22 protein-coding genes and 1 tRNA gene are annotated in these 25,256 nt (G+C 69.5%); 19 read left to right on the top strand and 4 right to left on the bottom strand.

Features of this window, described 5'->3' with window-relative positions; genetic code table 11:
• Positions 1–205: 205 nt before the first annotated feature.
• A complete protein-coding gene (gene xseA / locus FHW84_RS22700) occupies positions 206–1,564 on the bottom strand; it encodes an exodeoxyribonuclease VII large subunit (RefSeq protein WP_167258730.1) in 1,359 nt (452 codons plus the stop codon).
• Positions 1,565–1,687: 123 nt separating this feature from the next.
• The gene (locus FHW84_RS22695) at positions 1,688–3,160 is read right to left on the bottom strand and encodes a phospholipase D-like domain-containing protein (protein ID WP_243868263.1); all 1,473 of its coding nucleotides are present in this window, start codon (positions 3,158–3,160) and stop codon (positions 1,688–1,690) included.
• Positions 3,161–3,244: 84 nt separating this feature from the next.
• On the opposite strand from FHW84_RS22695, the gene FHW84_RS22690 reads away from it, so the two are divergent.
• From FHW84_RS22690 to FHW84_RS22655, 8 genes are all read left to right on the top strand, one after another.
• Positions 3,245–5,200 (top strand): acetyl-CoA hydrolase/transferase C-terminal domain-containing protein, encoded by a 1,956-nt coding sequence (locus FHW84_RS22690; protein ID WP_167258728.1) that lies wholly within the window; start codon positions 3,245–3,247, stop codon positions 5,198–5,200.
• A 109-nt stretch (positions 5,201–5,309) separates the two neighbouring features.
• Positions 5,310–5,714 carry a ketosteroid isomerase-related protein gene (locus FHW84_RS22685; protein WP_167258726.1) on the top strand — a complete coding sequence of 135 codons (405 nt, stop codon included), beginning with the start codon at positions 5,310–5,312 and terminating at the stop codon, positions 5,712–5,714.
• A 2-nt stretch (positions 5,715–5,716) separates the two neighbouring features.
• On the top strand, positions 5,717–6,313 hold the full coding sequence (locus tag FHW84_RS22680; protein WP_167258724.1) for a GNAT family N-acetyltransferase: 597 nt from the start codon (positions 5,717–5,719) through the stop codon (positions 6,311–6,313).
• A gap of 22 nt (positions 6,314–6,335) precedes the next feature.
• Positions 6,336–7,604 (top strand): bifunctional tetrahydrofolate synthase/dihydrofolate synthase, encoded by a 1,269-nt coding sequence (gene folC, locus FHW84_RS22675; RefSeq protein WP_167258722.1) that lies wholly within the window; start codon positions 6,336–6,338, stop codon positions 7,602–7,604.
• A 100-nt stretch (positions 7,605–7,704) separates the two neighbouring features.
• Positions 7,705–8,763: an SPOR domain-containing protein gene (locus FHW84_RS22670; protein ID WP_167258720.1), complete on the top strand. Its 1,059-nt coding sequence runs from the start codon at positions 7,705–7,707 to the stop codon at positions 8,761–8,763.
• A gap of 20 nt (positions 8,764–8,783) precedes the next feature.
• On the top strand, positions 8,784–9,551 hold the full coding sequence (locus tag FHW84_RS22665; protein ID WP_167258718.1) for a CvpA family protein: 768 nt from the start codon (positions 8,784–8,786) through the stop codon (positions 9,549–9,551).
• Between the two features lie 22 nt (positions 9,552–9,573).
• Positions 9,574–11,049, top strand: a complete 1,476-nt coding sequence (purF, locus tag FHW84_RS22660) for an amidophosphoribosyltransferase (protein ID WP_167258716.1) — start codon at positions 9,574–9,576, stop codon at positions 11,047–11,049.
• 117 nt (positions 11,050–11,166) lie between these two features.
• Positions 11,167–11,976, top strand: a complete 810-nt coding sequence (locus tag FHW84_RS22655) for a ferritin-like domain-containing protein (protein WP_167258714.1) — start codon at positions 11,167–11,169, stop codon at positions 11,974–11,976.
• 69 nt (positions 11,977–12,045) lie between these two features.
• Here FHW84_RS22655 and FHW84_RS22650 read toward each other — a convergent pair.
• Positions 12,046–12,122: transfer RNA gene (locus tag FHW84_RS22650), tRNA-Pro, on the bottom strand.
• A 168-nt stretch (positions 12,123–12,290) separates the two neighbouring features.
• On the opposite strand from FHW84_RS22650, the gene hisS reads away from it, so the two are divergent.
• Together hisS and FHW84_RS22640 are read left to right on the top strand one after the other, a co-directional pair.
• The gene (gene hisS / locus FHW84_RS22645; RefSeq protein ID WP_167258712.1) at positions 12,291–13,664 is read left to right on the top strand and encodes a histidine--tRNA ligase; all 1,374 of its coding nucleotides are present in this window, start codon (positions 12,291–12,293) and stop codon (positions 13,662–13,664) included.
• Positions 13,665–13,762: 98 nt separating this feature from the next.
• The gene (locus FHW84_RS22640) at positions 13,763–15,664 is read left to right on the top strand and encodes an aromatic amino acid ammonia-lyase (RefSeq protein WP_208399931.1); all 1,902 of its coding nucleotides are present in this window, start codon (positions 13,763–13,765) and stop codon (positions 15,662–15,664) included.
• A 520-nt stretch (positions 15,665–16,184) separates the two neighbouring features.
• Here FHW84_RS22640 and FHW84_RS22635 read toward each other — a convergent pair.
• Positions 16,185–16,799, bottom strand: a complete 615-nt coding sequence (locus tag FHW84_RS22635; protein ID WP_167258710.1) for a DUF998 domain-containing protein — start codon at positions 16,797–16,799, stop codon at positions 16,185–16,187.
• A 164-nt stretch (positions 16,800–16,963) separates the two neighbouring features.
• Between FHW84_RS22635 and FHW84_RS22630 the strand changes: the two genes are divergently transcribed.
• The 9 genes from FHW84_RS22630 to hisIE are packed head-to-tail and all read left to right on the top strand — an operon-like array spanning position 16,964 to position 24,345.
• A complete protein-coding gene (locus FHW84_RS22630) occupies positions 16,964–17,296 on the top strand; it encodes a YerC/YecD family TrpR-related protein (protein WP_167258708.1) in 333 nt (110 codons plus the stop codon).
• Complete coding sequence (gene hisG, locus FHW84_RS22625) at positions 17,293–18,186, top strand: ATP phosphoribosyltransferase (protein ID WP_167258706.1); 894 nt, start codon at positions 17,293–17,295, stop codon at positions 18,184–18,186. Before FHW84_RS22630 ends, hisG begins: the two co-directional genes overlap by 4 nt.
• Complete coding sequence (gene hisD / locus FHW84_RS22620; protein WP_167258704.1) at positions 18,183–19,490, top strand: histidinol dehydrogenase; 1,308 nt, start codon at positions 18,183–18,185, stop codon at positions 19,488–19,490. Before hisG ends, hisD begins: the two co-directional genes overlap by 4 nt.
• On the top strand, positions 19,487–20,548 hold the full coding sequence (gene hisC / locus FHW84_RS22615) for a histidinol-phosphate transaminase (protein ID WP_167258702.1): 1,062 nt from the start codon (positions 19,487–19,489) through the stop codon (positions 20,546–20,548). Before hisD ends, hisC begins: the two co-directional genes overlap by 4 nt.
• A complete protein-coding gene (gene hisB / locus FHW84_RS22610) occupies positions 20,545–21,609 on the top strand; it encodes a bifunctional histidinol-phosphatase/imidazoleglycerol-phosphate dehydratase HisB (RefSeq protein WP_167258700.1) in 1,065 nt (354 codons plus the stop codon). Before hisC ends, hisB begins: the two co-directional genes overlap by 4 nt.
• Complete coding sequence (gene hisH, locus FHW84_RS22605; protein ID WP_167258698.1) at positions 21,609–22,211, top strand: imidazole glycerol phosphate synthase subunit HisH; 603 nt, start codon at positions 21,609–21,611, stop codon at positions 22,209–22,211. The genes hisB and hisH overlap by 1 nt, the downstream gene beginning before the upstream one ends.
• Complete coding sequence (locus FHW84_RS22600; protein ID WP_167258696.1) at positions 22,208–22,936, top strand: 1-(5-phosphoribosyl)-5-[(5-phosphoribosylamino)methylideneamino] imidazole-4-carboxamide isomerase; 729 nt, start codon at positions 22,208–22,210, stop codon at positions 22,934–22,936. Before hisH ends, FHW84_RS22600 begins: the two co-directional genes overlap by 4 nt.
• Entirely contained in the window at positions 22,930–23,700 is a 771-nt protein-coding gene (hisF, locus tag FHW84_RS22595; RefSeq protein WP_167258694.1) for an imidazole glycerol phosphate synthase subunit HisF, read from the top strand. Before FHW84_RS22600 ends, hisF begins: the two co-directional genes overlap by 7 nt.
• A gap of 12 nt (positions 23,701–23,712) precedes the next feature.
• Positions 23,713–24,345, top strand: coding sequence for a bifunctional phosphoribosyl-AMP cyclohydrolase/phosphoribosyl-ATP diphosphatase HisIE (gene hisIE, locus FHW84_RS22590; RefSeq protein ID WP_167258692.1), 633 nt, complete (start codon positions 23,713–23,715; stop codon positions 24,343–24,345).
• The last annotated feature ends 911 nt before the right edge of the window (positions 24,346–25,256 follow it).

The raw sequence follows: 25,256 nt of genomic DNA, 5'->3' as shown, positions 1-25,256 counted from the left end.
TTAACCTGGGTCTACACGAAACACCAGTGCGGTTTCGTAACGCGTCCTTCAACGTGCCGTGGCCGAGAGGATGTTCAAGGAACGAGGCCAGCTTTTGCTCTTCGTTCCTGTATGCGGCGCCACATCACTTCTCCCTCTCCCCTCCGGGGAGAGGGGCGGGGTGAGGGGCCGGGCGGAGCGATGAGTTGAAGCCTGCGGTGAGCGCTTAGGAGCGCTGCCCCTCGTTCTTCAACATCAGCTCCCCATCGGCCAGCTTCGCCCGGACGCGCTCATCCGGCGTGACGGATGCGGCGGAGCGGATGACGTGGCCTTGTTCGTCGAACAGGATGGCGTAGCCGCGGTCGAGGGTGGCCAGGGGGCTGATGGCGTGCAGTGCGCGGCCGGTCTGGGTCAGGGTGGCGCGGTGGCGTTCGAGGATGCGGGCGATGGCCTGGTGCAGGCGGCGTTGCTGTTGTGCGAGTTGTTGGGTGTAGAGCGGCAGGCGGTGGCGGGGATGGCGGGTGAGCAGGCGGGCGTGGTTGCGTTCCAGGCGGCGGCTGTCTTCGCGCAGGGTTTCGCGCATCGCCACGACCAGCCGGTGGCGCAGATGGGACAGGCGTTCGCGGTCGCGTTGCAGGCGGGCTTGCGGGCGCTGGGCTTGCAGGCGGGCCAGCAGGTGGTCGGTGCGTTGGATCAGGGCGTGCAGGCGGCGTTGCTGCAGGGTGGCCAGGCGCTGGCGCAGCTGGCGCAGGTGGCGTTCCAGCGCTTGCGCGTCGGGGACCAGCAGTTCGGCGGCGGCCGAAGGCGTGGGCGCGCGCAGGTCGGCGACGAAGTCGGCGATGCTGAAATCGACTTCGTGGCCGACGGCCGACACCACCGGCACGGCGCTGGCGTGCACGGCGCGCGCGACCTGTTCGTCGTTGAAGGCCCATAGGTCTTCCAGCGAACCGCCGCCGCGGGTCAGCAGGAGCACGTCGTAGCGGCCGCTGGCGGAGGCGCGGCGCAGCATCGAGACGATCGCCGGCGGCGCTTCGCGGCCCTGCACCGGCACCGGCAGTACGTCCACTTCGGCCAGTGGCCAGCGGCGCGACAGCACGCTCAGCACGTCGCGCACGGCGGCGCCGGTGGCGGAGGTGATCACGCCGATGCGGCGGGCGAAGGCGGGCAGGGGGCGCTTGCGCGAGCGGTCGAACAGGCCTTCGGCGTCGAGCCTGGCCTTGAGCTGTTCGAACTCGCGCTGCAGGACGCCTTCGCCGGCCGGCTCCATATGCTCGGCCACCAGCTGGAATTCGCCGCGCGGTTCGTACAGGCCGACGCGGGCGCGCACCAGCACGTGGGCGCCGTCGGCGGGGCGGAAGCGCAGGCCGATGGCCTTGGGGCGGAACATGGCGCAACGCACCTGGGCGTTGGCGTCTTTCAGGGTGAAGTACAGGTGCCCGGAGGCGGGCCGCGCCACGTTCGACAGCTCGCCCTCGATCCACACCAGCGGCAGCGCATCCTCGAGCAGGTCGCGCACCAGCCGGTTGAGCGTGCTCGGCGTAAGGATATGCCGCGAGGGCGGCGTGGGAGCGTCGGGGGCGGGCATGGAAAGCGGGAGACTAGCGCAGGAACTGCCGCGCTGTCATGAGCTTGCCGCAAAGTGTTGAAGTGTAGGTTGGGGTGAGCCGCCGGCGAACCCCAACGGTGCGGCAACGTTCGGTTCGCCGGCTCAGGCGTCCGGCTCGTCCGCCGCCTCGATCCGCCGCTGGTGCCTGCGCCGCGCCCGCCAGGCGCGGATGCCGAAGTTCAGCGCGAACCATGCGGCCAGCACGGCGATCGGCCAGCCGACCACGGCCGGCCACAGGATCGCCACCGCCGCCAGCGCCGCCAGCGCGGCGGTGCCGGCCAGCAGCGGGCCGGTCTCGGTGTCGCCCAGTACGCGGCGGTCGCTGAGCGCGGCGCCCATGGTGTTGGCGATGCGCAGGGCGCCGGCGGCGGCGCGGCTGGAACTGCCGCCCATGCGGCCGGTGCGGGTGCGGCGGGCGGAGGCGCTGACGCGGTCCTTGTACGGGCGGTTCGGACGCGGGGTCAGCACGATCTCGGTGGCATTGGCCAGGTCCTGCTCGTACTGCGCGGCCAGCTGCTGGGCGAAGGCGGCGTCTTCCACCGCCACGTCGATCTCGCGGTTGCTCAGCCAGCTGGCGATATTGAGATTGGACGAACCCACCCGCGCCCACTGGCCGTCGGCCACCGCGGTCTTGGCGTGCAGCATCGAGCCGTTCCACTCGAACACGCGGATGCCGGCCTTGAGCAGGGGCCGGTAGCCGGAACGCGACATGCCGGCGACCACCGGGATATCGCTGCTGCCCGGCACCAGCAGGCGCACGTCGACGCCGTCTTTCGCCGCCGAAGCCAGCGCCTGCACGTAGGGCGCCACGCCGACGAAGTAGGCGTCGGTCAGCCACAGCGTCTTGCGCGCCATCGCGGCGATCAGCTGGTCCATGCGATACATGCCGGCGGTGGAGGGCTGGGTGGCGATCACCCGCAGCGCCACCTCGCCGGCCGGCTGCACCGGTTCCAGCGGGAAGTCCGGCAGCGGCTCGCCGATGCAGGACCAGCTCTGCGCAAAGGCCAGTTCCAGCTCCGCCACCGCCGGGCCGTGCAGCGCCACGCCGGTGTCGCGCCACGGCGCGATGCCGCGCGCCGGGTCGCCCAGCCATTTCTGGCTGATGCACACGCCGGACAGGAAACCTTTTTCGCCGTCCACCACCAGCAGCTTGCGGTGATCGCGGCTGATCCAGCCGAACGGCTGGCCCAGCTGCGGCGGATTGAAGCTGCGCACCTGGCCGCCGGCGGCGCGCAGCGGCGCCCAGAAGCTGGCGCGCGACTGGCCCAGGCAGCCCATCCAGTCGTACACCACCGCCACCGTCACCCCGCTGCTGGCGCGCTCCACCAGCGCGTCGCGGAAGGCGCGGCCGACCTCGTCGTCGCGGATGATGTAGTTCTCCAGCAGCACGCGCTTGCGCGCGCCGCGGATCGCCGCCAGCCAGGTTTCGAAATGCACGGCCGCGTCGATCAGCAGGTCGATGCGGTTGCCCGGCAGCAGCGGCGCGCCGGCGGCGCGGCTGAGCGCCTGTTCGGCCAGGCGCCGGGTGGGGGAGGTTGGGGACGCGGCGAAGTTCATGCCGGCAGTGTAGGGCATGGCTTGTGACTGCCGCGGCGGGTGAAGGGGGCATGAAAGCGCCGGCTATGCAGCATGTACTGCGTTTTGGCATGCTCCGCGCCCATGACGCCAGAGCAATGTCGTACCGACACGGAAGCCTGCGCACGGCACATCGCCGAACGGCTCGGTCCCGATCTGCGCATCGCCGCGCCGCTCGGATTAGGCAAGCCGCACGGGCTGCTCAATGCGCTGTACCGGCTGACCCAGGCCGACGGCTCGCGCTCCATGACGCTGTACACCGCCTTGTCGCTGACCCGTCCGCGTCCGCAGCCGGGGCTGGAAGAGCGCTTTGCCAAACCCTTTCTCGACCGCCACTTCGGCCTCGACACGGAAGACCCGCAATACGCCGTGGACCAGGCGCGCAATGCCTTGCCCACGAACGTGGCGGTGCACGAGTTCTACATGCAGTCCGGCGCGCTGCTGCAGTCCGGCAGCGCGCAGCGCAACTACATCAGCCAGAACTACACGCACGTCGCGCGCGACCTGGTGGTGCAGGACATCAATCTGCTGGTGCAGCTGGTGGCGCGCCGCGAGACGCCCGAAGGCGTGCGCTACAGCCTTTCGTGCAATCCGGACCTTACCCTGGATTTCCTCGACCAGGCCCGGGCCGCCGGCCGCGCGCGGCCGCTGTGCGTGGCGGTGGTGCATCCGGATCTGCCGTACCTCAGCGGCCATGCCGAAGTGGAAGCAAACTTCTTCGACCTGGAACTGCGGCCGGAAACCGCCGCCCCGCTGTTCGCGCTGCCACGCCAGCCGGTGGACCTGGCCGAATACGCGCTGGGCCTGCACGCCAGCGCGCTGGTGAAGGACGGCGGTTGCTTGCAGATCGGCATCGGTGCGCTGTCCGACGCACTGGTGCATGCGCTGCTGCTGCGCCAGCGCGACAACGTGCACTGGCGCCGCGCCCTGGTGGCGCTGGATCCGCGCGGCGCCACCCACGCGCTGGCCGCGCGCTTCGGCGGGCTGGCGCCGTTCGACATCGGCCTGTACGGCGCCAGCGAAATGGTGATGGACGGCTTCATGCATCTGCAGCGCGCCGGCATCCTGCGGCGGCGCAGCTGGGACAACTTAGGCCTGGAACGCGCTTCGGCCGCGGGGCGGCTGGCGCCGGAAACGCCCGGCGGGCATTACCTGCGCGGCGCGTTCTTCCTCGGCACGCGGGAGCTGTACCGCTGGCTGGACGAAACCGAGGCGGCCGATCCCGATGCGATCGACATGTGCCGCGTCTCCAACGTCAACCAGCTGTACGGCAACCACCAGGCGCTGGCCTCGCTGCAGCGCCGCGGCGCGCGCTTCTTCAACACCTGCATGATGGCGACCCTGCTGGGCTCGGCGGTGTCGGACGGCCTGGAAGACGGCCGCGTGGTCAGCGGCGTGGGCGGGCAGTACAACTTCGTGGCGATGGCGCACGAGCTGCCGGACGGACGTTCCGCCCTGCTGCTGCGCGCCACCCGCAAAGTGCGCGGCACGGTGGAGACCAATATCCGTTTCAACTACGGCCACTGCACCATTCCGCGGCATCTGCGCGATCTGTTCGTCACCGAGTACGGCGTGGCGGACCTGCGCGGCAAGTCCGACAACGAATGCGTGGAAGCGATGCTGGCGATCAGCGATGCGCGCTTCCTCGACGCGCTGTGCGCGGAGGCGAAGTCGGCGGGCAAGCTGTCGCCGGATTTCCAGATTCCGGAGAAGTGGCGCCTCAACACGCCGGAGCATCTGCGCGAGGCGCTGGGCGCGATGGAGCGCCGCGGCCTGTTTCCGGCCTTCCCGTTCGGCAGCGACTTCACCGAGGTGGAACAGCGGCTGTTGCCGGCGCTGGGGTGGTTGAAGTCGAAGAGCGGGTCGTGGCGCGGGCGCTGGGAGTTGCTGCGTGCCTTGTTCCAGCCGGGGGAGCCGGTGGAGGGCGAGGGCGAGGCGCTGGTGCGGATGGAATTGATCGGGCAGGGCAGTTTGCAGGAGCGTGTGCTGCGCAGGCTGGTATCGGCGGGCTTGCGCAGGACGGCGCGTAGGTTGGGGTGAGCGCAGCGAACCCCAACGTGGCGCCTGCCTTGCGACGTCCGTTGGGGTTCGCTGTGCTCACCCCAACCTACGCGTTACTCTCTTGCGTCCGAACTCCCCGGTCCGCTCCATGTCCCCCACCGAATCCCTGATCCGCCGCTACTACGCCGCGTTCAATGCCGCCGACTGGCCCGCCATGCTCGGCTGCCTCGCCGGCGACGTCGCCCACGACATCAACCAGGGCGGCCGCGAGACCGGCATCGATGCGTTCAAGGCCTTTCTCGGCCGCATGGAGCGCAGCTACCGCGAGCAGCTGAAGGACATCGTGGTGATGGTCAGCGCCGACGGCGCGCATGCCGCGGCCGAATACGTGGTGCACGGCGAATACCTCGCCGACGACGAAGGCCTGCCGCCCGCGCGGGGCCAGCGCTACGTGCTGCCGGGCGGGGCGTTCTTCGACGTCCGCGACGGCAAGCTGGCCCGCGTCAGCAACTACTACAACCTCAACGACTGGATCGCCCAGGTCGGCGGCTGAGCATGGCGCTCGAGGTGATCACCTGCAGCGGCGAGGCGGTGGCCCCTTATCTGGGCGACCTGGCGCGGCTGCGCATCGCGGTGTTCCGCGAGTATCCGTATCTGTACGAAGGCGATGCCGATTACGAGCAGCGCTACCTCACCGCCTATGCGCGCTCGCCGCGCAGCGTGTTCGTGCTGGCGCTGGACGGCGGCCGCGTGGTGGGTGCTTCCACCGGGCTGCCGCTGGCGGATGACGGCGAGGCCTTCCACCGGCCGTTTCTCGAACGTGGATGGCCGCTGCACGAGGTGTTCTATTTCGGCGAGTCGGTCTTGCTGTCCGCCTATCGCGGCCGGGGCCTGGGCCACCGCTTCTTCGACGAACGCGAAGCGCATGCGCGGCGCCTGGGCGGTTTCCGCCTGACCGCCTTCTGCGCGGTGGAACGCGCGCACGACGATCCGCGCCGCCCCGCCGATTACCGCCCCAACGACGCGTTCTGGCTCAAGCGCGGCTATGCGCGCCAGGACGACATGTTCTGCGCACTGGACTGGAAGGAAGCCGGCGCCGCCGCGCCGAGCAGCCACCGGTTGCGCTTCTGGCTGCGTCCGCTGGACGCCTGACTCTCTATCTGGAAACACCGGTATGTCGCGCACGCTGGCCGAGTGGCTGAGCTATCAGGAAAGCGTCAACCCGCGCAGCATCGAGCTGGGCCTGGAGCGCGTGCGCGAAGTGTGGCGGCGCATGGGCGCGCCGGCGCCGGCGCGCTGGATCGTCACCGTCGGCGGCACCAACGGCAAGGGTTCCACCGTGGCCATGCTCGAAGCGATGCTGCGCGCGGCCGGCTGCCGCGTGGGCTGCTACACCTCGCCGCATCTGCTGCGCTACAACGAGCGCATCCGCATCGACGGCCAGGATGCCGGCGACCAGGCCCTGGTCGACAGCTTCGAACGCATCGAAGCGGCGCGCGGCGATATTCCGCTGACCTATTTCGAATTCGGCACGCTGGCGGCGCTGGACCTGTTCGCGCGCGCCGACCTGGACGCGGCGGTGCTGGAGGTAGGGCTGGGCGGGCGGCTGGATGCGATCAATATCGTCGACGCCGACGTCGCGGTGATCACCACCGTCGATCTGGACCATATGGACTGGCTCGGCAACGACCGCGACAGCATCGGCCGCGAGAAAGCCGGCATCGCCCGCCACGGCCGCCCGGCGATCGTGGGCGAGGCGGCGCCGCCGGCCGGCCTGCTGCAGGCGCTGGCCGCCATCGGCGCGCGGGTGGAGCGGGCGGGCGTGGATTTCCGGGTGGAACGCCATGCACAGGGCTGGACCTGGCGGCATGCCGACGGCACGGCGTTCGGGCTGCCGGATCCATCGCTGGCCGCTCCGGTGCAGTACGCCAATGCGGCGGCAGCGATCGCCGCGCTGCATGCGCAAGGTGCGCATGCGCCGATACCGTCCGCCGCACTCGCGGCAGCCGCGGCCGCAGGCGTGAAGACCGCCGCTGTCGCCGCGCGGCTGCAGGCGCTGGGCGGCGATCCGGCGCTGATCGTCGACGTCGGCCACAACCCGCAGGCGGCGCGCGCGCTGGCCGAATGGCTGGACGCGCATCCTGGCGGACGCGTGCATGCGGTGTACGGCGCGCTGGCGGACAAGGACGTGGGCGGCGTGATCGCCGCGCTGGGCGCGCGCATCGGGCATTGGCACCTGGCGGGGCTGGAGCGCGATACGCCGCGCGGCCTGCCGGCGGAGGCCTTGCGCAAGGAATTGCAGATGGCGCTGCCGCCGGCCGCGTTCGATCTTCACGCCGACGTGGGCAGCGCGCTCGCCGCGGCGCGTGCGGCGGCACTTCCGGGCGAGCGCATCCTGGCGTTCGGTTCGTTCTTCGTCGCCGCCGCGGTGCTGCAGAACTGAACGCTCGAAACGGTCATCGAAGCGTCCGCATGGGTGATCGTCCACGTCAGGTATAATCCCGCCGTTTCGTGTTTGCGCTTTTGCCGCCTTGGAGCCTGTCTTGAAAACACGTCTGCTGGGTGCCGCCGTCCTGATCGCGCTGGCGGTTCTGTTCGTGCCGATGTTCTTTTCCAGCACGCCGCCCAAGACCGGCGGCGACGAAACGGTCAGCCTGGCCATCCCGCCGGCGCCGGACCGCGACCTGCAGACGCGCACCATGAGCCTGACCCCGGGCGCCGCCACCGCCGGCACGGCCGCCGCCGCGCCGGCCGCGGCTTCCTCGGCCGCGGGCCAGGCCGCCACGCCGGCCGGCTCCGACAAGCTGGCCACGGTGGAGATCGGTTCCAACCGCCCGCGCGACGTCGAGACCGACCCTGCCGCCGGCCAGCAGCCGGCGCCGACCACGGTCACCCGCCCGGGCGCGCCCGGCCAGCCGGTGATCCCGAACCAGGCCGCCGCGCCGCCGAAGCCGGCCGCGCAGCCGGCGATTCCCGCGCAGACCAAGCCCGCCGCCACCCCGGCCCCCGCCGCCGACCTGCCGGCCGCGACTGCGGCGCATGGCCGCTACACCCTCAATCTCAGCGCCTACGCTTCCGCTGCCAGCGCGCAAAGCCTGACCCAGCGCGTGCGCGCGCTCGGCTATCCGGTGTCCAGCCGCCCGCTCAACCAGGCGGGCAAGCAGCTGACCCTGGTCACCGCCGGCCCGTTCGACACCCGCGCCGCCGCCGAGGCCGCGCGCCTGAAGATCACCCAGACCATCCCCGGTGCCCCGGCCCGCCTCGAAGGCAGCGCCAGCACGCCGGCGCAGGACGACGCTCCGGCCGCGGCCGCGGCGGCGCCCGCCGCCAAGCCGGCCGCCGCCGCGCCTGCGCCCGCCGCCCGCGCGGGCGGCTGGGCGGTGCAGGTAGCCGCGATGGGCAGCCAGGCCGACGCCACCGCGTTGCGCGACAAGCTGCGTTCCAACGGCTTCGACGGCTACGTCGACACCGTGAACGCCAGCGGCAAGCAGCTGTGGCGCGTGCGCGCCGGCCCGCAGACCCAGCGCGACGACGCGGTGCGCGTGCGCGACCAGATCAAGACCAAGCTCGGCCTCGCCGGCAACGTCGTCTCCGCGCCCTGAGCATCGAGGCCAGCGCCGCCATGAACTGGGCCGACTACATCATCCTGGCGGTACTGGGCATCTCGGTCTTGATCGGGTTGTGGCGCGGCCTCATTTCCGAGGTGCTGGGCCTGCTGATCTGGGTCACCGCGGCGTGGATCACCTGGACCTTCGGCCCGCACGTGGCGGAGTTGTACGCGAACAAGATCAGCCTGCCTTCGGCGCGCCTGGCGGCCGGCTATGCCACCACCTTCGTCGGCGTGCTGGTGCTGGGCATCGTGGTGCGCTTCCTGGTGGCCAGGCTGGTGCAGGGCACCGGCCTGAGCGGCACGGATCGCCTGCTGGGCATGCTGTTCGGCCTGGCGCGCGGCGTGCTGGTGGTGACGGTAGGCGTGTTCCTGGTGAGCCTCACCGCGCTGACGCGCGATCCGTGGTGGCAGCAGTCGGCCTTGCTGCCGCAGTTCACCGGCGTGGCCGGCTGGCTGAACCAGCAGGTGCCGAGCAGCGCCCGGCGCTTCCTGCAGCAGCCGTCGACGGCGATGGACGGGCTGCCGTCGCTGCCGGACAAGCTGCCGGAGCTACGGCTGCCGACCCAGTTGCCCAGCCAGCTGCCGCAACTGCCCAGCCAATGGCAAGGCCAGCTGCAAGGCCTGCCGGCGGCACTGCAGGGCCTGGCGCCCGCACCGGCCCGCAGCGCAGCGCGCGCGCCCGGCGCGGACGCCGCGGTACCGCGCGACCCGGCCGCCATGAGCGCCGCGCGCGACCCCAAGGCAGTGGAAGCCGCCCCGCGCCAGACAACGAATCCTTAAAGCACTTACAGGCATCACAACCATGTGCGGAATCATCGGCATCGTCGGTACCACCGAGGTGGCATCGGCCCTCTACGACGGCTTGACCGTGCTGCAGCACCGCGGCCAGGACGCGGCAGGCATCGCCACCGTCGAGGGCGCGCGGCTGCGCCTGCACAAGGGCAACGGCCTGGTGCGCGACGTGTTCAACCAGACCGCGATGACCGGCCTGCGCGGCCGCATCGGCATGGGCCATTGCCGCTATCCCACCGCCGGTTCCGAGGGTTCCTCGGAAGCGCAGCCGTTCTACGTGAACTCGCCCTACGGCATTGCGTTCGCGCACAACGGCAACCTGGTCAACACCGAAACGCTGCGGCGCGAGATGTTCGAGGACGACCGCCGCCACATCAACACCGATTCGGATTCCGAAGTGCTGCTCAACGTGCTGGCGCACGAGCTGCAGATCCAGGACCGCATGGCGCTCACGCCCGACCACATCTTCAAGGCCGTGGCCGGCGTGCACGCCCGCGCGCGCGGCGGCTACGCCTGCCTGGCGCTGATCCTGGGCTACGGCCTGCTGGCCTTCCGCGATCCCAACGGCATCCGTCCGCTGGTGCTGGGCGAGCGCGTCACCGCGGAAGGCCGCGAATACGCGGTGGCGTCGGAGTCGGTGGCGCTGGACATCCTCGGCTTCAAGCGCCTGCGCGACCTGGCGCCGGGCGAGGCGGTGTTCATCAGCGTCGACGGCCAGCTGTTCAGCCGCATGTGCGCCGAGGGCGCCACGCATGCGCCGTGCATCTTCGAGTATGTGTACCTGGCGCGGCCGGACTCGATGATCGAGAACGTCTCGGTCTACAAGGCGCGCCTGCGCATGGGCCAGAAGCTGGCCGAGAAGATCCTGCGCGAGCGTCCGGACCACGGCATCGAGGCGGTCATCCCCATCCCCGACACCGCCCGCACCGCCGCCAGCGCGCTGGCCGAGGCGCTGGGCGTGCCGTTCCGCGAGGGCTTCGTCAAGAACCGCTATATCGGCCGCACCTTCATCATGCCGGGGCAGGGCGAGCGCGTGAAATCGGTGCGCCGCAAGCTCAATCCGGTGGAGCTGGAATTCCGCAAGAAGAACGTGCTGCTGGTGGACGACTCCATCGTGCGCGGCACCACCTCGCGCCAGATCATCCAGATGGCGCGCGATGCCGGCGCGCGCAACGTGTTCTTCGCCTCCGCCGCGCCGCCGGTGCGCTATCCGAACGTGTACGGCATCGACATGCCGGCCGCGTCCGAACTGGTCGCCGCCGGCCATACCGAGAAGGAAGTGGAGCAGGTGCTCGGCGCCGACTGGCTGATCTACCAGGACCTGAAGGACCTGTTCTGGGCGGTGCAGGACGGCAACGAGTCTCTGACCCACTTCGATGCCTCCTGCTTCAACGGCGAGTACGTCACCGGGCTGGACAAGCAGTATCTGGAACAGATCGAGATGCTGCGCTCGGACGACGCGAAGGCGGCGCGCCGCAGCGCGTAAGCGCCCTGCCGTAACGGCAGGTCGGGATGAGCCGCAGGCGAACCCCAACGCCGCCACCACCGTGCGCATCGCGATGTTGGGGTTCGCCTGCGGCTCACCCCAACCTACACTTGCGCCATGACCGACCTGTACCAAGCCGCGAAGCGCTGCCTCGACGCCACCGATCCGGCGGAGAAAGTGCGCCTGACGCACGCGGCCTGGAACGCCTTGCTGGCCGGCGAACTGCAGCCGGATCCGGCCTCGCCGGCGCCCGAACCCATCGGCGCGCCCGGCCGCCCCGAACGCCCGCTGCTGGTCCACGCCAGCAAGGTGCCCAGCCGTGGCCTCGGCAGCTCCGAAGGCCGCGCGGCGCTGGTGCATGCCGTGGCGCATATCGAATTCAACGCGATCAACCTGGCCTGGGACGCGGTCTACCGCTTCCGCGGCAAGCCCGGCGCCTACTACTGCGACTGGGCCAGCTGCGCCCACGACGAGGCGCGCCACTTCGACATGCTCAGCGAGCGCCTGGCGGAACTGGGCCACGCCTACGGCGATTTCGACGCGCACAACGGACTGTGGGAAATGGCCGAGAAGACCGCGCATCACGACACCGCGCGCATGGCCCTGGTGCCGCGCGTGCTGGAAGCGCGCGGGCTGGACGTGACGCCCGGCATCATCGAGCGCCTGCGCGGCGCGGGCGACGAGCGCACCATCGCGATCCTGGAAGTGATCCTGCGCGAGGAAGTGGCGCACGTCGCCGCCGGCACGCGCTGGTTCCGCCATTGCTGCGAACGCGACGGGCTGGAGCCGCGCCAGGCCTTCCTGGATCTGCTGCGCGGCTACATGGGCCGCACGCCGCGCGGACCGTTCAACCGGCAGGCGCGGCTGGAAGCGGGCTTCGACGCCGAGGAAATGGACCGGCTGGCCGAACTGGCCCTGCTCGACTGAGCTGCCTGCGTTGCCGCGGCGAAGCGCGGACATGAAAAAGCCGGCGCTGGGCCGGCTTGATCATCGAATTGGTCGGGGTGACATGATTCGAACATGCGACTTCTACGTCCCGAACGTAGCGCTCTACCAGGCTGAGCTACACCCCGTGGGAGCCGCGTATCTTAATGACCCTCGGCGGACTTCGCAACAGGTCCGGAACATTCCGATTCCGCGCCGCGCCCGGCGAAGGGCCGCGCAGGCCTTCTGCTAACCTATGCGGCTACCGCCGCGCGCCATGGCGCCGGCAGCGTTTCCCTTTCGAAGCAGAGGATTTCATGGCGCTTACCCCGGCCCGCACCATGCCCGGTGTACTCGAGCTGCTGCCGCTCGACCAGATCGCGTTCCAGCGCATGCTCGACACGATCCGCCGCAACTACGAGCGCTTCGGTTTCCTGCCGGTGGAAACGCCGGTGATGGAGTTCTCCGAGGTGCTGCTGACCAAGACCGGCGGCGAGACCGAGCGCCAGGTGTATTTCGTGCAGTCCACCGGGTCGCTGGAGCAGGGCGAGAAGCCCGAGCTGGCCCTGCGCTTCGACCTCACCGTGCCGCTGGCCCGCTACGTGGCCGAGCACGAGCACGACCTGAGCTTCCCGTTCCGCCGCTACCAGATGCAGCGCGTGTACCGCGGCGAGCGCGCCCAGCGCGGCCGCTTCCGCGAGTTCTACCAGTGCGACATCGACGTGATCGGCAAGGACGGCCTGTCGGTGCGCTACGACGCCGAGCTGCCGGCGGTCATCTACAGCGTGTTCCGCGAACTGAACATCGGCGCGTTCACCATCCAGCTCAACAACCGCAAGCTGATGCGCGGCTTCTTCGAGAGCCTGGGCGTGAGCGACGCCGAGCAGCAGACCCTGGTGCTGCGCGAAGTGGACAAGCTGGACAAGCGCGGCGCCGACTACGTGCGCGAGACGCTCACCGGCGCAAGCTTCGGCCTGGCCGCCGACGTGGCCGAGAAGATCCTCGCCTTCGTGCAGGTGCGTTCCAGCTCGGTGCGCGAGGCGTTCGAGCAGCTCGACGCGCTCGGCGCGGGTCCGGAGTCGATGGAGCAGGGCCGCGCGGAGCTGAAGGAAGTGCTGGGCCTGATCCGCGACTTCGGCGTGCCGGAATCGCATTTCGCGCTGAACCTGTCGATCGCGCGCGGCCTGGACTACTACACCGGCACCGTCTACGAGACCACGCTCAACGACTACCCGCAGATCGGCTCGATCTGCTCCGGCGGCCGCTACGAGAACCTCGCCGGCCAGTACACCAAGTCGCGCCTGCCGGGCGTGGGCATCTCCATCGGCCTGACCCGCCTGTACTGGCAGCTGCGCGAAGCCGGCCTGGTCAGCACCGCGCGCAGCACCGTGGACGTGCTGGTCACGCAGATGGACGAGTCGCGCATGGCCGACTACCTGGCCGTGGCCAGCGAACTGCGCGGCGCCGGCATCGCCACCGAGGTGGTGCTGGAAGGCGGCAAACTGGCCAGGCAGTTCAAGTACGCCGACCGCGCGGGCATCCGCTTCGTGCTGGTGCTGGGCGAGGACGAACTGGCCAAGGGCGTGGTCACGGTGAAGGACATGCGCCGCCAGGACCAGTTCGAAGTCGCCCGCGCGGAACTGATCAAGACGCTGCGCGTCGAGCTGGCGCAGGCCGAGATCGCGCCGTGATCCCTGGGCGGACGCCGTCGCCGATGGCGTCCGCGCGGTTCCTCTTGCCGCATCCCCATTCCCCATGAGACCAGCGCCGACCGGCGCGGAGCACACCTATGAGCCATATCCATGAGCGTGAGCAGATCCGACTCGATGGCAGCAGCCTCACTCGCGCGCAACTGGTTGCCGCCGCGCGCGAGCGCGTGCCGGTGGTGCTGGACGAGGCGCAGCTGGCGCGCGTGCAGCGCGCCGCGGATTTCCTTGCCGACAAGGTGAGCTGCGGCGAGCCGACCTACGGCGTCACCACCGGTTTCGGCAGCAACGCGGACAAGCTGCTGGGCGCGCATCGCCTGCGCGATGAGCTGCCCGGCGGCCACCCTGAAAAGCCGGAAGGCACGCTGCTGGAAGAACTGCAGCACAACCTCATCACCACCCATGCCGTGTGCGTCGGCAAGCCGTTTGCCGAGGACGTGGTGCGCGCCATGCTGGTGATCCGCATCAATACCTTGATGCGCGGCCATTCGGGCATCCGCGTGGAAACCCTGCGCGCGCTGGCCGCGCTGCTCAACAGCGGCGTGGTGCCGGTGGTGCCGGAGAAGGGCTCGGTCGGCGCCAGCGGCGATCTCGCCCCGCTGTCGCACCTGGCCATCGTGCTGCTCGGCGGCGGCGAAGCGTTCTACCAGGGCGAGCGCCTGCCTGGCGCCGAAGCGCTGGAGCGCGCGGGCCTGGCGCCGATCCGCCTGTCCTTCAAGGAAGGCCTGGCGCTGAACAACGGCACCGCGCAGATGCTGGCCACCGCCGCGCTGGCGCTGGACACGCTGGAATACCTGCTGGATACCGCGGACCTGGCCGCCGCCATGACACTGGACGCCTTCGCCGGGCGCAGCGGCGCGCTGCGCCCGGAAGTGCACGCGCTGCGCCCGCATCCCGGCCAGGTGGAAACCGCCGGGCACGTGCGCGAGCTGCTGACCGAAAGCACGCTGGTGGACATTCCTTACCACCTGGTGCCGCGCTTCAAGCAGTGGGCTTCCGATGCGTGGACGGCGCCGGAAGACCAGGCGCTCAGCTTCGACATCGGCTGGGACTGGGTGCCGGCCAACCAGCGCCACGGCCGCGAGGCCTTCTACAGCCGCTTCCTGCCGTTCAAGGGCGGCAAGAAGCACCAGCCGCAGGACGCCTATTGCCTGCGCTGCATGCCGCAGGTGCACGGCGCGGTGCGCGATGCCTGGGCGCAGGCCTGCCGCGTGATCGATATCGAGCTCAATGCGGTGACCGACAATCCGCTGATCTTCCCGGACGCGGAGGGTGCGCAGTTCATCGAGGAGCAGGTGATTTCGGCGGGCCATTTCCACGGGATGCCGCTGGCGCTGGCGATGAGCTACGTCAAGGCCGCGATTCCGGTGCTGGCTTCGATTTCCGAGCGCCGGCTCAACAAGCTGGTGGATCCGGCGACCAACGACGGGCTGCCGGCGTTTCTTACCGGCAACGAGGACGGTACCGATTCGGGCTTCATGATCGTGCAGTACACGGCGGCGGCGCTGGTCAACGATCTGGCGACGCGGGCGCATCCGGCCAGCGTCTACTCGGTGCCGACGAGTGCCAATGCCGAGGATCATGTCTCCATGGGCGCCAATGAGGCGCGGCATGTGCTGGAGATGCTGGATGATCTCAGCCATGTGATTGCGTTGGAGTTGTATACGGCGGCGCAGGCGTTGGATTTGCGCCAGGCGATGTTGAATGCCGCGCGGCGGCTTGCGGCGCGTGGCGATTGGAAGGCGCTCGCCGCCAAGGTGGCTAACGCGCCGCGGGAGGATCATGCGCATTACGCGCAGTTTGCTGCGGAGGTGCAGCAGTTGACCTCGGCCTTGGCCGGGGTGGGGGATTTCCACGCGGGGGAGGCGGTGCGCAAGGCGCACGATGTGTTGCGTGGGCACATTGGGTTTATGTCGCGTGATCGCGCGATGGATGGGGATGTGCGCACGGTGTGCGAGCTGGTGCAGCGGCGTGCTGTCGGCTGAATGCTCGTCGTCCTGGCGTAGACCTCCCTACTCGTCATCCCGGCGTAGGCCGGGATCCAGTAACGGTACCGCCCGGTTTTTGCGGTGCCGCGACTCTTTGCTCGTCATCCCGGCGTAGGCCGGGATCCAGTAACGGTATCGTTTGATTTTCGCGGTGACGCGACTTGGCCGCTTATGCAGCGGGCATTTCGGACGCCTGCCGGCGCCCGAGTCACTTTCTCTTTGCTGGCCCAAAGAGAAAGTAACCAAAGAGAGAATGGCCTGAGAGCAAAGGCTCGCGACGCGACTAGAAGGAGCAGTGGGCGGCTGCGGTAGTCTGATTAACCTGGGTCTACACGAAACCGCAGTGCGTTTACGTAGCGGCTTCTTCAACGTGCCGTTGCCGAGAGGACATTCAGCGACCGGGGCCAGCTTTTGCTTTTCGTTCCTGCCTACCTCACGCCATCACCCCTCTCCCCTCCGGGGAGAGGGCAGGGTGAGGGGCCAAGGCTTGCGGCAACACGCATCGAGCCAAAGCCCTTTATCTGACGCCAGCCGCGCGGCGCATATGCCGCGCCGCCCATGCGAGCCACACCAGAATCAAGCCGATCGTCAGCTTCTGCATCAGCCCATGCGGCAGGTCGCGCAGGAATACCTGGGACCACAGCAGCACGGTCGCGAGCCACGCCACGGTCCATCCCGCCGTGCTGCCTGTGCGCAGCAGGGCATCGCGTCGCCAGCGTGCATTCAACAGCAGCATCCCGAAACTCAGCCACAGAAACGTGGCCTGCGCGGCGAGGCCGTGAATCAGGCGTGCCGGTTGTTCGTACGGTGAGCCGAGGAATAGCTCGGTGAGTGCGACGACGGGCAGGGCCAGGCCGGCGGCTGCGAACAGCGTCGAGGCCAGGCGGCTGCGCAGCGGTGGCGATGTTGCGCGGTATCCGCCCAAGGCAAAGCCCAGCAGGCCGGCCGAGATCAGGTAATACGCCAGGCGCACGTAGGCGCCGCCGGGACCGGTGAGATAGAAGCTGAGGGGGATGGCGATGGGGTCGAGGTCGTGCCGCCAGAACTGGGCGGCGCCGCAGACCAGGGCGAAGACGGTGGTGGTGAGCAGGAGGAGATGGGCGGTCGGGGCGACGGGGCGCGTGTCGGTCATGGGGCGCGTTGGGGCGGAAAGTCGCGGATTGTAGGCCTTGGGCGGGTGAAGCGGTCGTTGCGGGTGTGGCGGTCCGGGTGGGCAATAAGCCCCGGGTAGCGGGCTTGCTGCAAGCGCACAAGCGGGTTATAGTCTGCTCCACTGTATTAACGCGTTAGTACATTATGAAGCGTCGATCGCTGGATCCCGAACTGCCTGCCGAGTCCGCCGAGCTCAGTCTGAGCGAGGCCTTGCTGTCGTTGAAGAACACCGAGGAGATGAGCGCCTTCCTGCGCGACCTGTGCACGCCGGCCGAGCTGGAAGTGCTGGTGGATCGCTGGCGGGTGGTGCCGTATCTGCTGGACGAGGTGCCGTACCGGGAGATCCACGAGCGCACGGCGGTGAGCATCACCACCATCGGGCGCGTGGCGCGCTTCCTCAATCAGGGCAATGGCGGCTATCTGGCCGCCGCGGCCCGTGCGTCGCGCCGCCGGGCGGCGAAGAAGGGGCGTGCATGAAACCGCGTGACCGCCTGCGTATCGCCATGCAGAAATCCGGCCGGCTGACCGAGCCGGCGCTGGACCTGCTCAACCGCTGCGGCCTCAGCTTCCGCCAGAGCCGCGACAAGCTGTTCCTGTTCGGCGAAGGCGAGCCGGTCGACCTGCTGCTGGTGCGCGACGACGACATCCCGGGGCTGATCGCCCAGGGTGTGTGCGACCTCGGCATCGTCGGCCGCAACGTGCTCAGCGAGTACTCGCTTACCGACGGGCGCGAGACCGAACCGCTGGCCGAATGGCGGCCGCTCGGCTTCGGCCGCTGCCGGCTGTCGATCGCGGTGCCGCAAGAGATGAACTACGAGCAGCCGCCGCAACTGGCCGGGCTGCGCATCGCCACCTCGTATCCGGGACTGCTGCGCGACTGGCTGCGCCGCAGCGGCGTCGACGCCGGCGTGGTGACCCTGGCCGGTTCGGTCGAGATCGCGCCGCGGCTGGGCACGGCCGACCTGATCTGCGATCTGGTGCAGAGCGGCGGCACCCTGGTCGCCAATCAGCTGCGCGAGGCCGACGTGCTGCTGGAAAGCGAGGCGGTGCTGGCCGGCCCCAAGGTGCTGCCCACCGACGAGCGCGGCGACATGATCGAGCTGCTGCTCAAGCGCCTCGACGGCGTGATGCAGGTGCGCGAGTCGCGCCTGCTGCTGCTGCAGACCTCGCGCCAGCACCTGGACGCGGTGACCCGCCTGCTGCCGGGCGGCCCGCAGCCGACCCTGCTGCCGGTGGCGGGGCAGCCGGACCAGCTGATGCTGCAGGCGCTGTGCGCGGGCGAGGTGAGCTGGCGGCAGCTGGAAGAGATCAAGAAGGCCGGCGCGCGCGAGATGTTCGTGCTGCCGGTGGAGAAGATGCTGGCATGAAACGACTGGACTGGAATGCGCTCGATCCCGCGGCGCAGGTGCAGGCACTGGCCCGTCCCGCGCAGTCGCGCGCGGAGGAACTGCGCCGCGGCGTCGAGGCGATCGTCGCCAAGGTGCGCGCCGAAGGCGATGCCGCCTTGCGCGAGCTGAGCGCGAAGTACGACCGCTGCGCGATCGAGGCGATCGAGGTGACAGCGGAGGAATTCGCCGCCGCCGAAGCGGCGCTCGCACCGGAGCTCAAGGCCGCCATCGAAGAAGCCGCCGCGCGCATCGCGGCCTTCCATCGCGAGTCTGCGCCGCGACCCGTCGCCGTGGACACCGCCCCGGGCGTGCGCGTCGAACGCGTGCTGCGTCCGATCGCCAAAGTCGGCCTGTACGTGCCGGCCGGCAGCGCGCCGCTGCCGTCGACCGCGCTGATGCTCGGCGTGCCGGCGGGCATCGCCGGCTGCCGCGAGATCGTGCTGTGCTCGCCCGCGCGCGCGGACGGCCGCTGCGACGAGGCGGTGCTGTATGCCGCGCGCGTCACCGGCGTGCACCGCGTGTTCAAGCTGGGCGGCGCGCAGGCGATCGCCGCCATGGCCTATGGCACGGAAACCGTGCCGCGCTGCGACAAGCTGTTCGGCCCCGGCAATGCCTGGGTCACCGAGGCCAAGCTGCAAGTATCCGGCGACCCGGACGGCGCCGCGATCGATATGCCGGCCGGTCCTTCGGAAGTGCTGGTGATCGCCGACGGCCAGGCCGATCCGGAATTCGTCGCCGCCGACCTGCTGTCGCAGGCGGAGCATGGCCCCGACTCGCAGGTGATCCTGCTCAGTCCCTCCGATGCGCTGCTGGACCGCGTGGCGGTGGAAGTCGACAACCAGTGCGCGGCCTTGCCGCGGGCGGACATCGCGACGCAGGCGCTGGCGCAGAGCCGCCTGATCCTGGTCGATTCGCTGGAACAGGCGGTGGCGGTAAGCAACCGCTACGCGCCGGAGCACCTGATCCTGCAGGTGGCCGCGCCGCGCGCGCTGCTGGACGGCATCGACAGCGCCGGCTCGATCTTCCTCGGCGCCTGGACGCCGGAATCGGTGGGCGACTACTGCAGCGGCAGCAACCACGTGCTGCCCACCTACGGCTATGCGCGCAGCTACAGCGGCGTGTCGGTGGCCAGTTTCCAGAAGCAGATCACCGTGCAGGAACTGAGCGCCGACGGCCTGCGCGCGATCGGCCCCTGCACCGCGACCCTGGCCGCCGCCGAGCAACTGGAAGCGCACCGCCGCGCGGTGACGCTGCGCCTGGCCGCGCTGGAGGCGAAGGCATGAGCGTGCTCGATCTGGCGCGTCCGGAGATCCGCGCCATGCAGCCGTATTCCTCAGCGCGCATGGAAGCCAGCGGCGGCGCCATCCTGCTCAATGCGAACGAATCGGCCTGGGCGCCGGCGGGCGCGGCGGGGCAGGGCTGCAACCGCTATCCCGATCCGCAGCCGGCCGCGCTGCTGCAGGCGCTGGCCCAGCTCTACGGCGTGCGCGAGGAGCAACTGCTGGTCGGCCGCGGCAGCGACGAGGCGATCGACCTGCTGGTGCGCGCGTTCTGCCGCGCGGGGCGCGACGCCATCGCGATCCAGCCGCCGACCTTCGGCATGTACTCGGTGTGCGCGCGCATCCAGGACGCGGGCATCGTGGAGGTGCCGCTCGCCGCCGATTTCACGGTGGATGCCGACGCTCTGCTGGCCGCCATCACGCCGGCGGTGAAGCTGGTCTTCGTCTGCACGCCGAACAATCCCACCGGACAGCCGGTGCCGCGCGCCACCATCGAGCGCCTGGCGCGCGAGCTGGCCGGCCGCGCGCTGCTGGTGGTGGACGAGGCCTATGTCGAATTCGCCGATGGCGGCAGCGTGGCGGAGCTGATCGACACTTACGACAACCTCGCCGTGCTGCGCACCTTGTCCAAGGCCTGGGCGCTGGCCGGCGCGCGCGTCGGTACGCTGCTGGCAAATGCCGAGGTGATCGCCCTGTTGCGTCGGATCATTCCGCCGTATCCGCTGCCGCTGCCTTGCGTGACGGCGGCGCTGGACGGCCTGTCGGTGCCGGGCCAGGCGGAAGCGGCCGGACATATCCGCATCGTGCGTGAAGAGCGCAGCCGCATGGCCGCCGCGCTGGTCGCCGTGCCGGGCGTGCGCGAGGTGCTGCCTTCGCAGGCGAATTTCCTTGCCGTGCGCTTCGACGATGCCGGCGGCGCCTATCAGCGCCTGTTCGCGGCCGGGATCGTGGTCCGCGACGTACGGCGTTATCCGAATCTTGCCGATGCCTTGCGCATTACCCTGGGTACTCCGGCGGAGAATACGCGTGTGCTCGAAGTGCTGAATGGAGGACGCGTATGAGCCGCAAGATGCTTTTCGTCGACCGCGACGGCTGCCTGATCGAGGAACCGGCCGACGAACAGATCGACAGCTACGAGAAACTCGCCCTGCTGCCCGGCGTGATCGCCGCGCTGCAGCGCTGCGTGGCCGCCGGCTACGAGCTGGTGATGGTCACCAACCAGGACGGCCTGGGCACCGACAGCTTCCCCGAGGCGCATTTCACCGGCCCGCACGAGCTGCTGATGCGCATCCTGTCCTCGCAGGGCATCCGCTTCCGCGAAGTGCTGATCGACCGCAGCTTCCCGCGCGACGGGCTGGACACGCGCAAGCCCGGTGTCGGCATGCTGCGCCATTACCTGGCCGACGACAGCTGGAGCCGCGGCCTCTCGGCCATGGTGGGCGACCGCCAGACCGACCTGCAGTTCGCCGCCAACATGGGCGTGCGCGGCTTCCTGGTCGGGCCCAAGGGCCAGTCGTGGGAAGAGATCGCGCACCAGCTGCTGGATGCGCCGCGCACCGCCACGGTCGTGCGCAACACCAAGGAAACCCGCATCACGGTAAGCGTGGACCTGGACCGCGTGGCCGAGCCCAAGGCCCGCACCGGCTTGGGCTTCTTCGACCACATGCTGGAGCAGATCGGCAAGCACGGCGGCTTCGCGCTGGAACTTGAGTGCGACGGCGACACGCATATCGACGAGCACCACACCATCGAGGACTGCGCATTGGCCCTGGGGCAGGCGTTGCGGCAGGCGCTGGGCGACAAGCGTGGCATCGGCCGCTACGGCTTCGTGCTGCCGATGGACGAATCGGAAGCCAGCGCGGCGCTGGATCTTTCGGGCCGCCCGTACTTCGTGTTCGACGGCAATTTCCCGCGCGAACGCGTGGGCGAGGTGCCGACCGAGCTGGTGCCGCATTTCTTCCGCTCGCTGTGCGAGACCCTGGGCGCGAACCTGCACCTGAGCGTCTACGGCGAGAACGCGCACCACATGGTCGAGGCCTGCTTCAAGGCGGTGGCGCGCGCCCTGCGCGACGCCATCCGCCGCGAGGGCAGCGAGCTGCCCAGCACCAAGGGAGCGCTGTAATGGCCGTGGTGCTGGTCGATGCGGGCGGCACCAATATCGGCTCGGTGCGCTACGCCCTGCAGCGGCTGGGCGCGGATGCGGCGCTCACCGCCGATGCGCAGGCGATCCGCGCCGCCGACAAGGTGATCCTGCCCGGCGTCGGCGCCGCCGGCCCCGGCATGGCGCGCCTGCGCGAGCTGGGGCTGGTGGAGCTGATGCGCTCGCTCACCCAGCCGGTGCTGGGCGTGTGCCTGGGGATGCAATTGCTGTTCGAGCGCTCGGAGGAAGGCGATACCGAGTGCCTGGGCGTGATCCCCGGCGCGGCGCGCCGTTTCGCCGACACGCCGGAGCTGCGCGTGCCGCACATGGGCTGGAACAAGCTGCGCGTCGAGCGCGGGCATCCGCTGGTGGCCGGGCTCGGGAACGGACCGGGGCACGAAGGCTGGGCCTACTTCGTGCACAGCTACGCCTTGCCGCCGGGCGAGCACACGCTGGCCAGCGCCGATTTCGGCGGTGCGTTCTCGGCCGTCGTCGCGCGCGGCAATTTCCACGGCATGCAATTCCACCCCGAGCGTTCCGCCGCCGTCGGCGCCAGGCTCCTGCAGAACTTCCTCGAACTATGAGCTTTACCGTCATCCCCGCCATCGATCTGCGCGCCGGCCGCGTGGTGCGCCTGCGCCAGGGCGACTACGCCCAGCAGACCACCTATGAGTTCGAGCCGCGCGCGCTGGCCCTGCGCTACGCCGGCGCGGGCGCCATGTGGCTGCATGTGGTGGACCTGGACGGGGCCCGTTCCGGCAGCCTGGACAACCTGCTCGTGATCGAGGCGATCGCCCGCGACGGCATGCACGTGCAGGCCGGCGGCGGCGTGCGCGGCGAGGACGATCTGCGCCGCCTGTTCGATGCCGGCGTAGCGCGCGTGGTGCTCGGCAGCGTGGCCATCCGCGAGCCCGAACGGGTCGGCGGCTGGCTGCACGAGTACGGCGCGGAGCGGTTCACCATCGCGCTGGACACGCGCCGCATCGACGGGCGCTGGGCCCTGCCCAGCGCCGGCTGGACCGAACTGGAAGCCCGCTCGCTGGACGAGCTGGCGCCCTGGTACGCCGAGCGCGGCGCGCAGCAGCTGCTGTGCACCGACATCGACCGCGACGGCATGCTGGCCGGTTTCAACCTGGAGCTTTACCGCGAGCTCGCGCGCAGCGTGCCGGCGCTGGCCGTGCAGGCTTCCGGCGGCGTGCGCTCCATAGAAGACATCGTGGCGGCGCGTGACGCGGGCGCGCAGGGCGTGATCCTGGGCCGCGCCCTGCTGGAAGGCCGCTTCACCATCGAGGAGGCATTGGCATGCTGAGCCGCCGCATCATTCCCTGCCTGGACGTGCGCGACGGCAAGGTGGTCAAGGGCGTGCGCTTCCGCGACCACGTGGTGATGGGCGAGATCGTCGAGCTGGCCATGCGCTACCGCGACGAAGGCGCCGACGAACTGGTGTTCTACGACATCACCGCCAGCCCGGAAGGGCGCAGCGTGGACCGCGGCTGGGTCGAGCGCGTGGCGCGCGAGATCGACATCCCGTTCTGCGTGGCCGGCGGCATCCGCAGCGTGGAAGAAGCGCGCGCCGTGCTGCACGCCGGCGCCGACAAGATCTCGGTCAACTCGCCCGCGCTGGAACGCCCCGCGCTGATCGGCGAACTGGCCGATGCATTCGGTGTGCAATGCGTGGTGGTCGGCGTGGACAGCCTGCGCGACGCCGACGGCGAATGGCGCGTGCGCCAGTACACCGGCGACCCGGGCAAGACCCAGGCCCTGGCGCGGCGCACGCTGGACTGGATCGAGGAAGCCCAGCACCTGGGCGCCGGCGAGATCGTGCTCAACTGCATGGGCAGCGACGGCGTGCGCGAAGGCTACGACCTGGAGCAGCTGCACGCCGCACGCAGGTTGTGCCGCGTGCCGCTGGTGGCCTCCGGCGGCGCGGGTGCGCCGGAGCATTTCCGCGATGCGTTCGCGGTGGCCGACGTGGACGGCGCACTGGCGGCCAGCGTGTTCCACAGCGGCACGATCGCCATTCCCGCGCTCAAGCACTACCTGCGTGGCGCGGGCATCGCGACACGTCTCTGACCGGAATCGACCATGACCGACTTCAACACCGACTTCGCGCGACTGGACTGGAGCAAGGGCGACGGCCTGCTGCCCGCGGTAGTGCAGCACTGGCTGACCGGCGAGGTGCTGATGCTCGGCTATATGAATGCCGAGGCTTTGGCGAAGACGCGGGATTCCGGCCAGGTCACGTTCTTCAGCCGCAGCAAGCAGCGTTTGTGGACCAAGGGCGAGAGCTCGGGACACGTGCTGGCGTTGAAGTCGCTGCGCGTGGATTGCGACGCAGACACGCTGCTGGTGCAGGCGGAGCCGCAGGGGCCGACTTGCCATCTCGGCACGTCGAGCTGCTTCGGCGAGCAGGTGGGGGTGGCTCCGCCGTTGGGCTTTCTGGCCGTGCTCGACCGGTTGGTGGAATGGCGCCACGCTGAGCGTCCTGAGGGCAGCTACACCACGCGTCTGTTTGAGGGTGGTATTCGCCGTATGGCGCAGAAGGTGGGTGAGGAGGGGGTGGAGACCGCTCTCGCTGCGGTGGCGCAGGATGATGAGGCGTTGCTCGGCGAGGCCGCTGATCTGGTGTTCCACTTGATGGTGGTGCTGCGCGCGCGTGGCCTCGGCATGCGTGAGGTGTGCCGTGTGCTGGAGGCGCGGCATAGCCAGCGCCACTAAGGGGTTGGTGGAGTCCTTGCTCGTCATTCCGGCGTAGGCCGGGATCCAGTAGCGACTAGGTGTGGTTGTTGCGATTTGGCCGCTTATGCAGCGGGCATTCCGTGCGCCTGCCGGCGCCCGGGTCACTTTCTCTTTGCTGGCCCAAAGAGAAAGTAACCAAAGAGAGAATGGCCTTAGAGCAAAGGCTCGCGACGCGACTAGAAGGAGCAGTGGACGGCTGCGGTAACCTGATTAACCTGGGTCTACACGAAACGACAGTGCGTTTACGTAGCGGGTGCTTCAACGTGCCGTTGCCGAGAGGATGTTCAAGAACTGAGGCTGGCTTTGGTTCTTCGTTCCTGCCTACCTCACGCTTTCATCCCTCTCCCCTCCGGGGAGAGGGCAGGGTGAGGGGCCGGGCGGAGCGCAACGTTAAATCTTGCCGTGGCGTAGGTTGGGGTGAGCCGCAGGCGAACCCCAACACCCGCCCCTTCACGCGCTTCGCCACGTTGGGGTTCGCTACGCTCACCCCAACCTACGCCGGCGTCGCGGGGTGTAACGCTGCGCTCCGCCCGAACCCTCATCCGGCTGCCGCCACCTTCTCCCGGAGGGAGAAGGATTCGTACTGGGAGGTTGAGGTAACACGCAGCCCAAAAGCTGGCCTCGATCCTTGAACATCCTCTCGGCCACGGCACGTTGAAGCACCCGCTACGTAAACGCACTGTGGTTTCGTGTAGACCCAGGTTAATCAGACTACCGCAGCCGTCCACTGCTCCTTCTAGTCGCGTCGCGAGCCTTTGCTCTAAGGCTATTTCTCTTTGGTTACTTTCTCTTTGAGCCGGCGGTTTCAACGGGTCAATGCAACACCCATAGTGTTGATGACCGGGAGAGGCGATGAGCAAGGCAGGATCGACCGCAAGGCGGCTGAACGC

The organism is Dyella sp. SG562 (genome assembly GCF_011759495.1).
GTDB classification, from domain to species: Bacteria; Pseudomonadota; Gammaproteobacteria; order Xanthomonadales; family Rhodanobacteraceae; genus Dyella_D; species Dyella_D marensis.
Note: the sequence above shows the minus strand (reverse complement) of the source record. Positions and strands in the feature narration are given on the sequence as shown.

Excerpts from the sequence above, each read along its gene's own strand:
- hisF (WP_167258694.1), top strand. The coding sequence starts at position 22,930 with ATGCTGAGCCGCCGCATCATTCCCTGCCTGGACGTGCGCGACGGCAAG.
- FHW84_RS22600 (WP_167258696.1), top strand. The coding sequence starts at position 22,208 with ATGAGCTTTACCGTCATCCCCGCCATCGATCTGCGCGCCGGCCGCGTG.
- folC (WP_167258722.1), top strand. The coding sequence starts at position 6,336 with ATGTCGCGCACGCTGGCCGAGTGGCTGAGCTATCAGGAAAGCGTCAAC.
- FHW84_RS22665 (WP_167258718.1), top strand. The coding sequence starts at position 8,784 with ATGAACTGGGCCGACTACATCATCCTGGCGGTACTGGGCATCTCGGTC.
- FHW84_RS22640 (WP_208399931.1), top strand. The coding sequence starts at position 13,763 with ATGAGCCATATCCATGAGCGTGAGCAGATCCGACTCGATGGCAGCAGC.
- FHW84_RS22630 (WP_167258708.1), top strand. The coding sequence starts at position 16,964 with ATGAAGCGTCGATCGCTGGATCCCGAACTGCCTGCCGAGTCCGCCGAG.
- hisG (WP_167258706.1), top strand. The coding sequence starts at position 17,293 with ATGAAACCGCGTGACCGCCTGCGTATCGCCATGCAGAAATCCGGCCGG.
- hisH (WP_167258698.1), top strand. The coding sequence starts at position 21,609 with ATGGCCGTGGTGCTGGTCGATGCGGGCGGCACCAATATCGGCTCGGTG.
- FHW84_RS22680 (WP_167258724.1), top strand. The coding sequence starts at position 5,717 with ATGGCGCTCGAGGTGATCACCTGCAGCGGCGAGGCGGTGGCCCCTTAT.
- FHW84_RS22635 (WP_167258710.1), bottom strand. The coding sequence starts at position 16,799 with ATGACCGACACGCGCCCCGTCGCCCCGACCGCCCATCTCCTCCTGCTC.
- FHW84_RS22695 (WP_243868263.1), bottom strand. The coding sequence starts at position 3,160 with ATGCCCTACACTGCCGGCATGAACTTCGCCGCGTCCCCAACCTCCCCC.
- FHW84_RS22685 (WP_167258726.1), top strand. The coding sequence starts at position 5,310 with ATGTCCCCCACCGAATCCCTGATCCGCCGCTACTACGCCGCGTTCAAT.
- hisC (WP_167258702.1), top strand. The coding sequence starts at position 19,487 with ATGAGCGTGCTCGATCTGGCGCGTCCGGAGATCCGCGCCATGCAGCCG.
- FHW84_RS22690 (WP_167258728.1), top strand. The coding sequence starts at position 3,245 with ATGACGCCAGAGCAATGTCGTACCGACACGGAAGCCTGCGCACGGCAC.
- purF (WP_167258716.1), top strand. The coding sequence starts at position 9,574 with ATGTGCGGAATCATCGGCATCGTCGGTACCACCGAGGTGGCATCGGCC.
- FHW84_RS22655 (WP_167258714.1), top strand. The coding sequence starts at position 11,167 with ATGACCGACCTGTACCAAGCCGCGAAGCGCTGCCTCGACGCCACCGAT.
- hisIE (WP_167258692.1), top strand. The coding sequence starts at position 23,713 with ATGACCGACTTCAACACCGACTTCGCGCGACTGGACTGGAGCAAGGGC.
- hisS (WP_167258712.1), top strand. The coding sequence starts at position 12,291 with ATGGCGCTTACCCCGGCCCGCACCATGCCCGGTGTACTCGAGCTGCTG.
- hisD (WP_167258704.1), top strand. The coding sequence starts at position 18,183 with ATGAAACGACTGGACTGGAATGCGCTCGATCCCGCGGCGCAGGTGCAG.
- xseA (WP_167258730.1), bottom strand. The coding sequence starts at position 1,564 with ATGCCCGCCCCCGACGCTCCCACGCCGCCCTCGCGGCATATCCTTACG.
- hisB (WP_167258700.1), top strand. The coding sequence starts at position 20,545 with ATGAGCCGCAAGATGCTTTTCGTCGACCGCGACGGCTGCCTGATCGAG.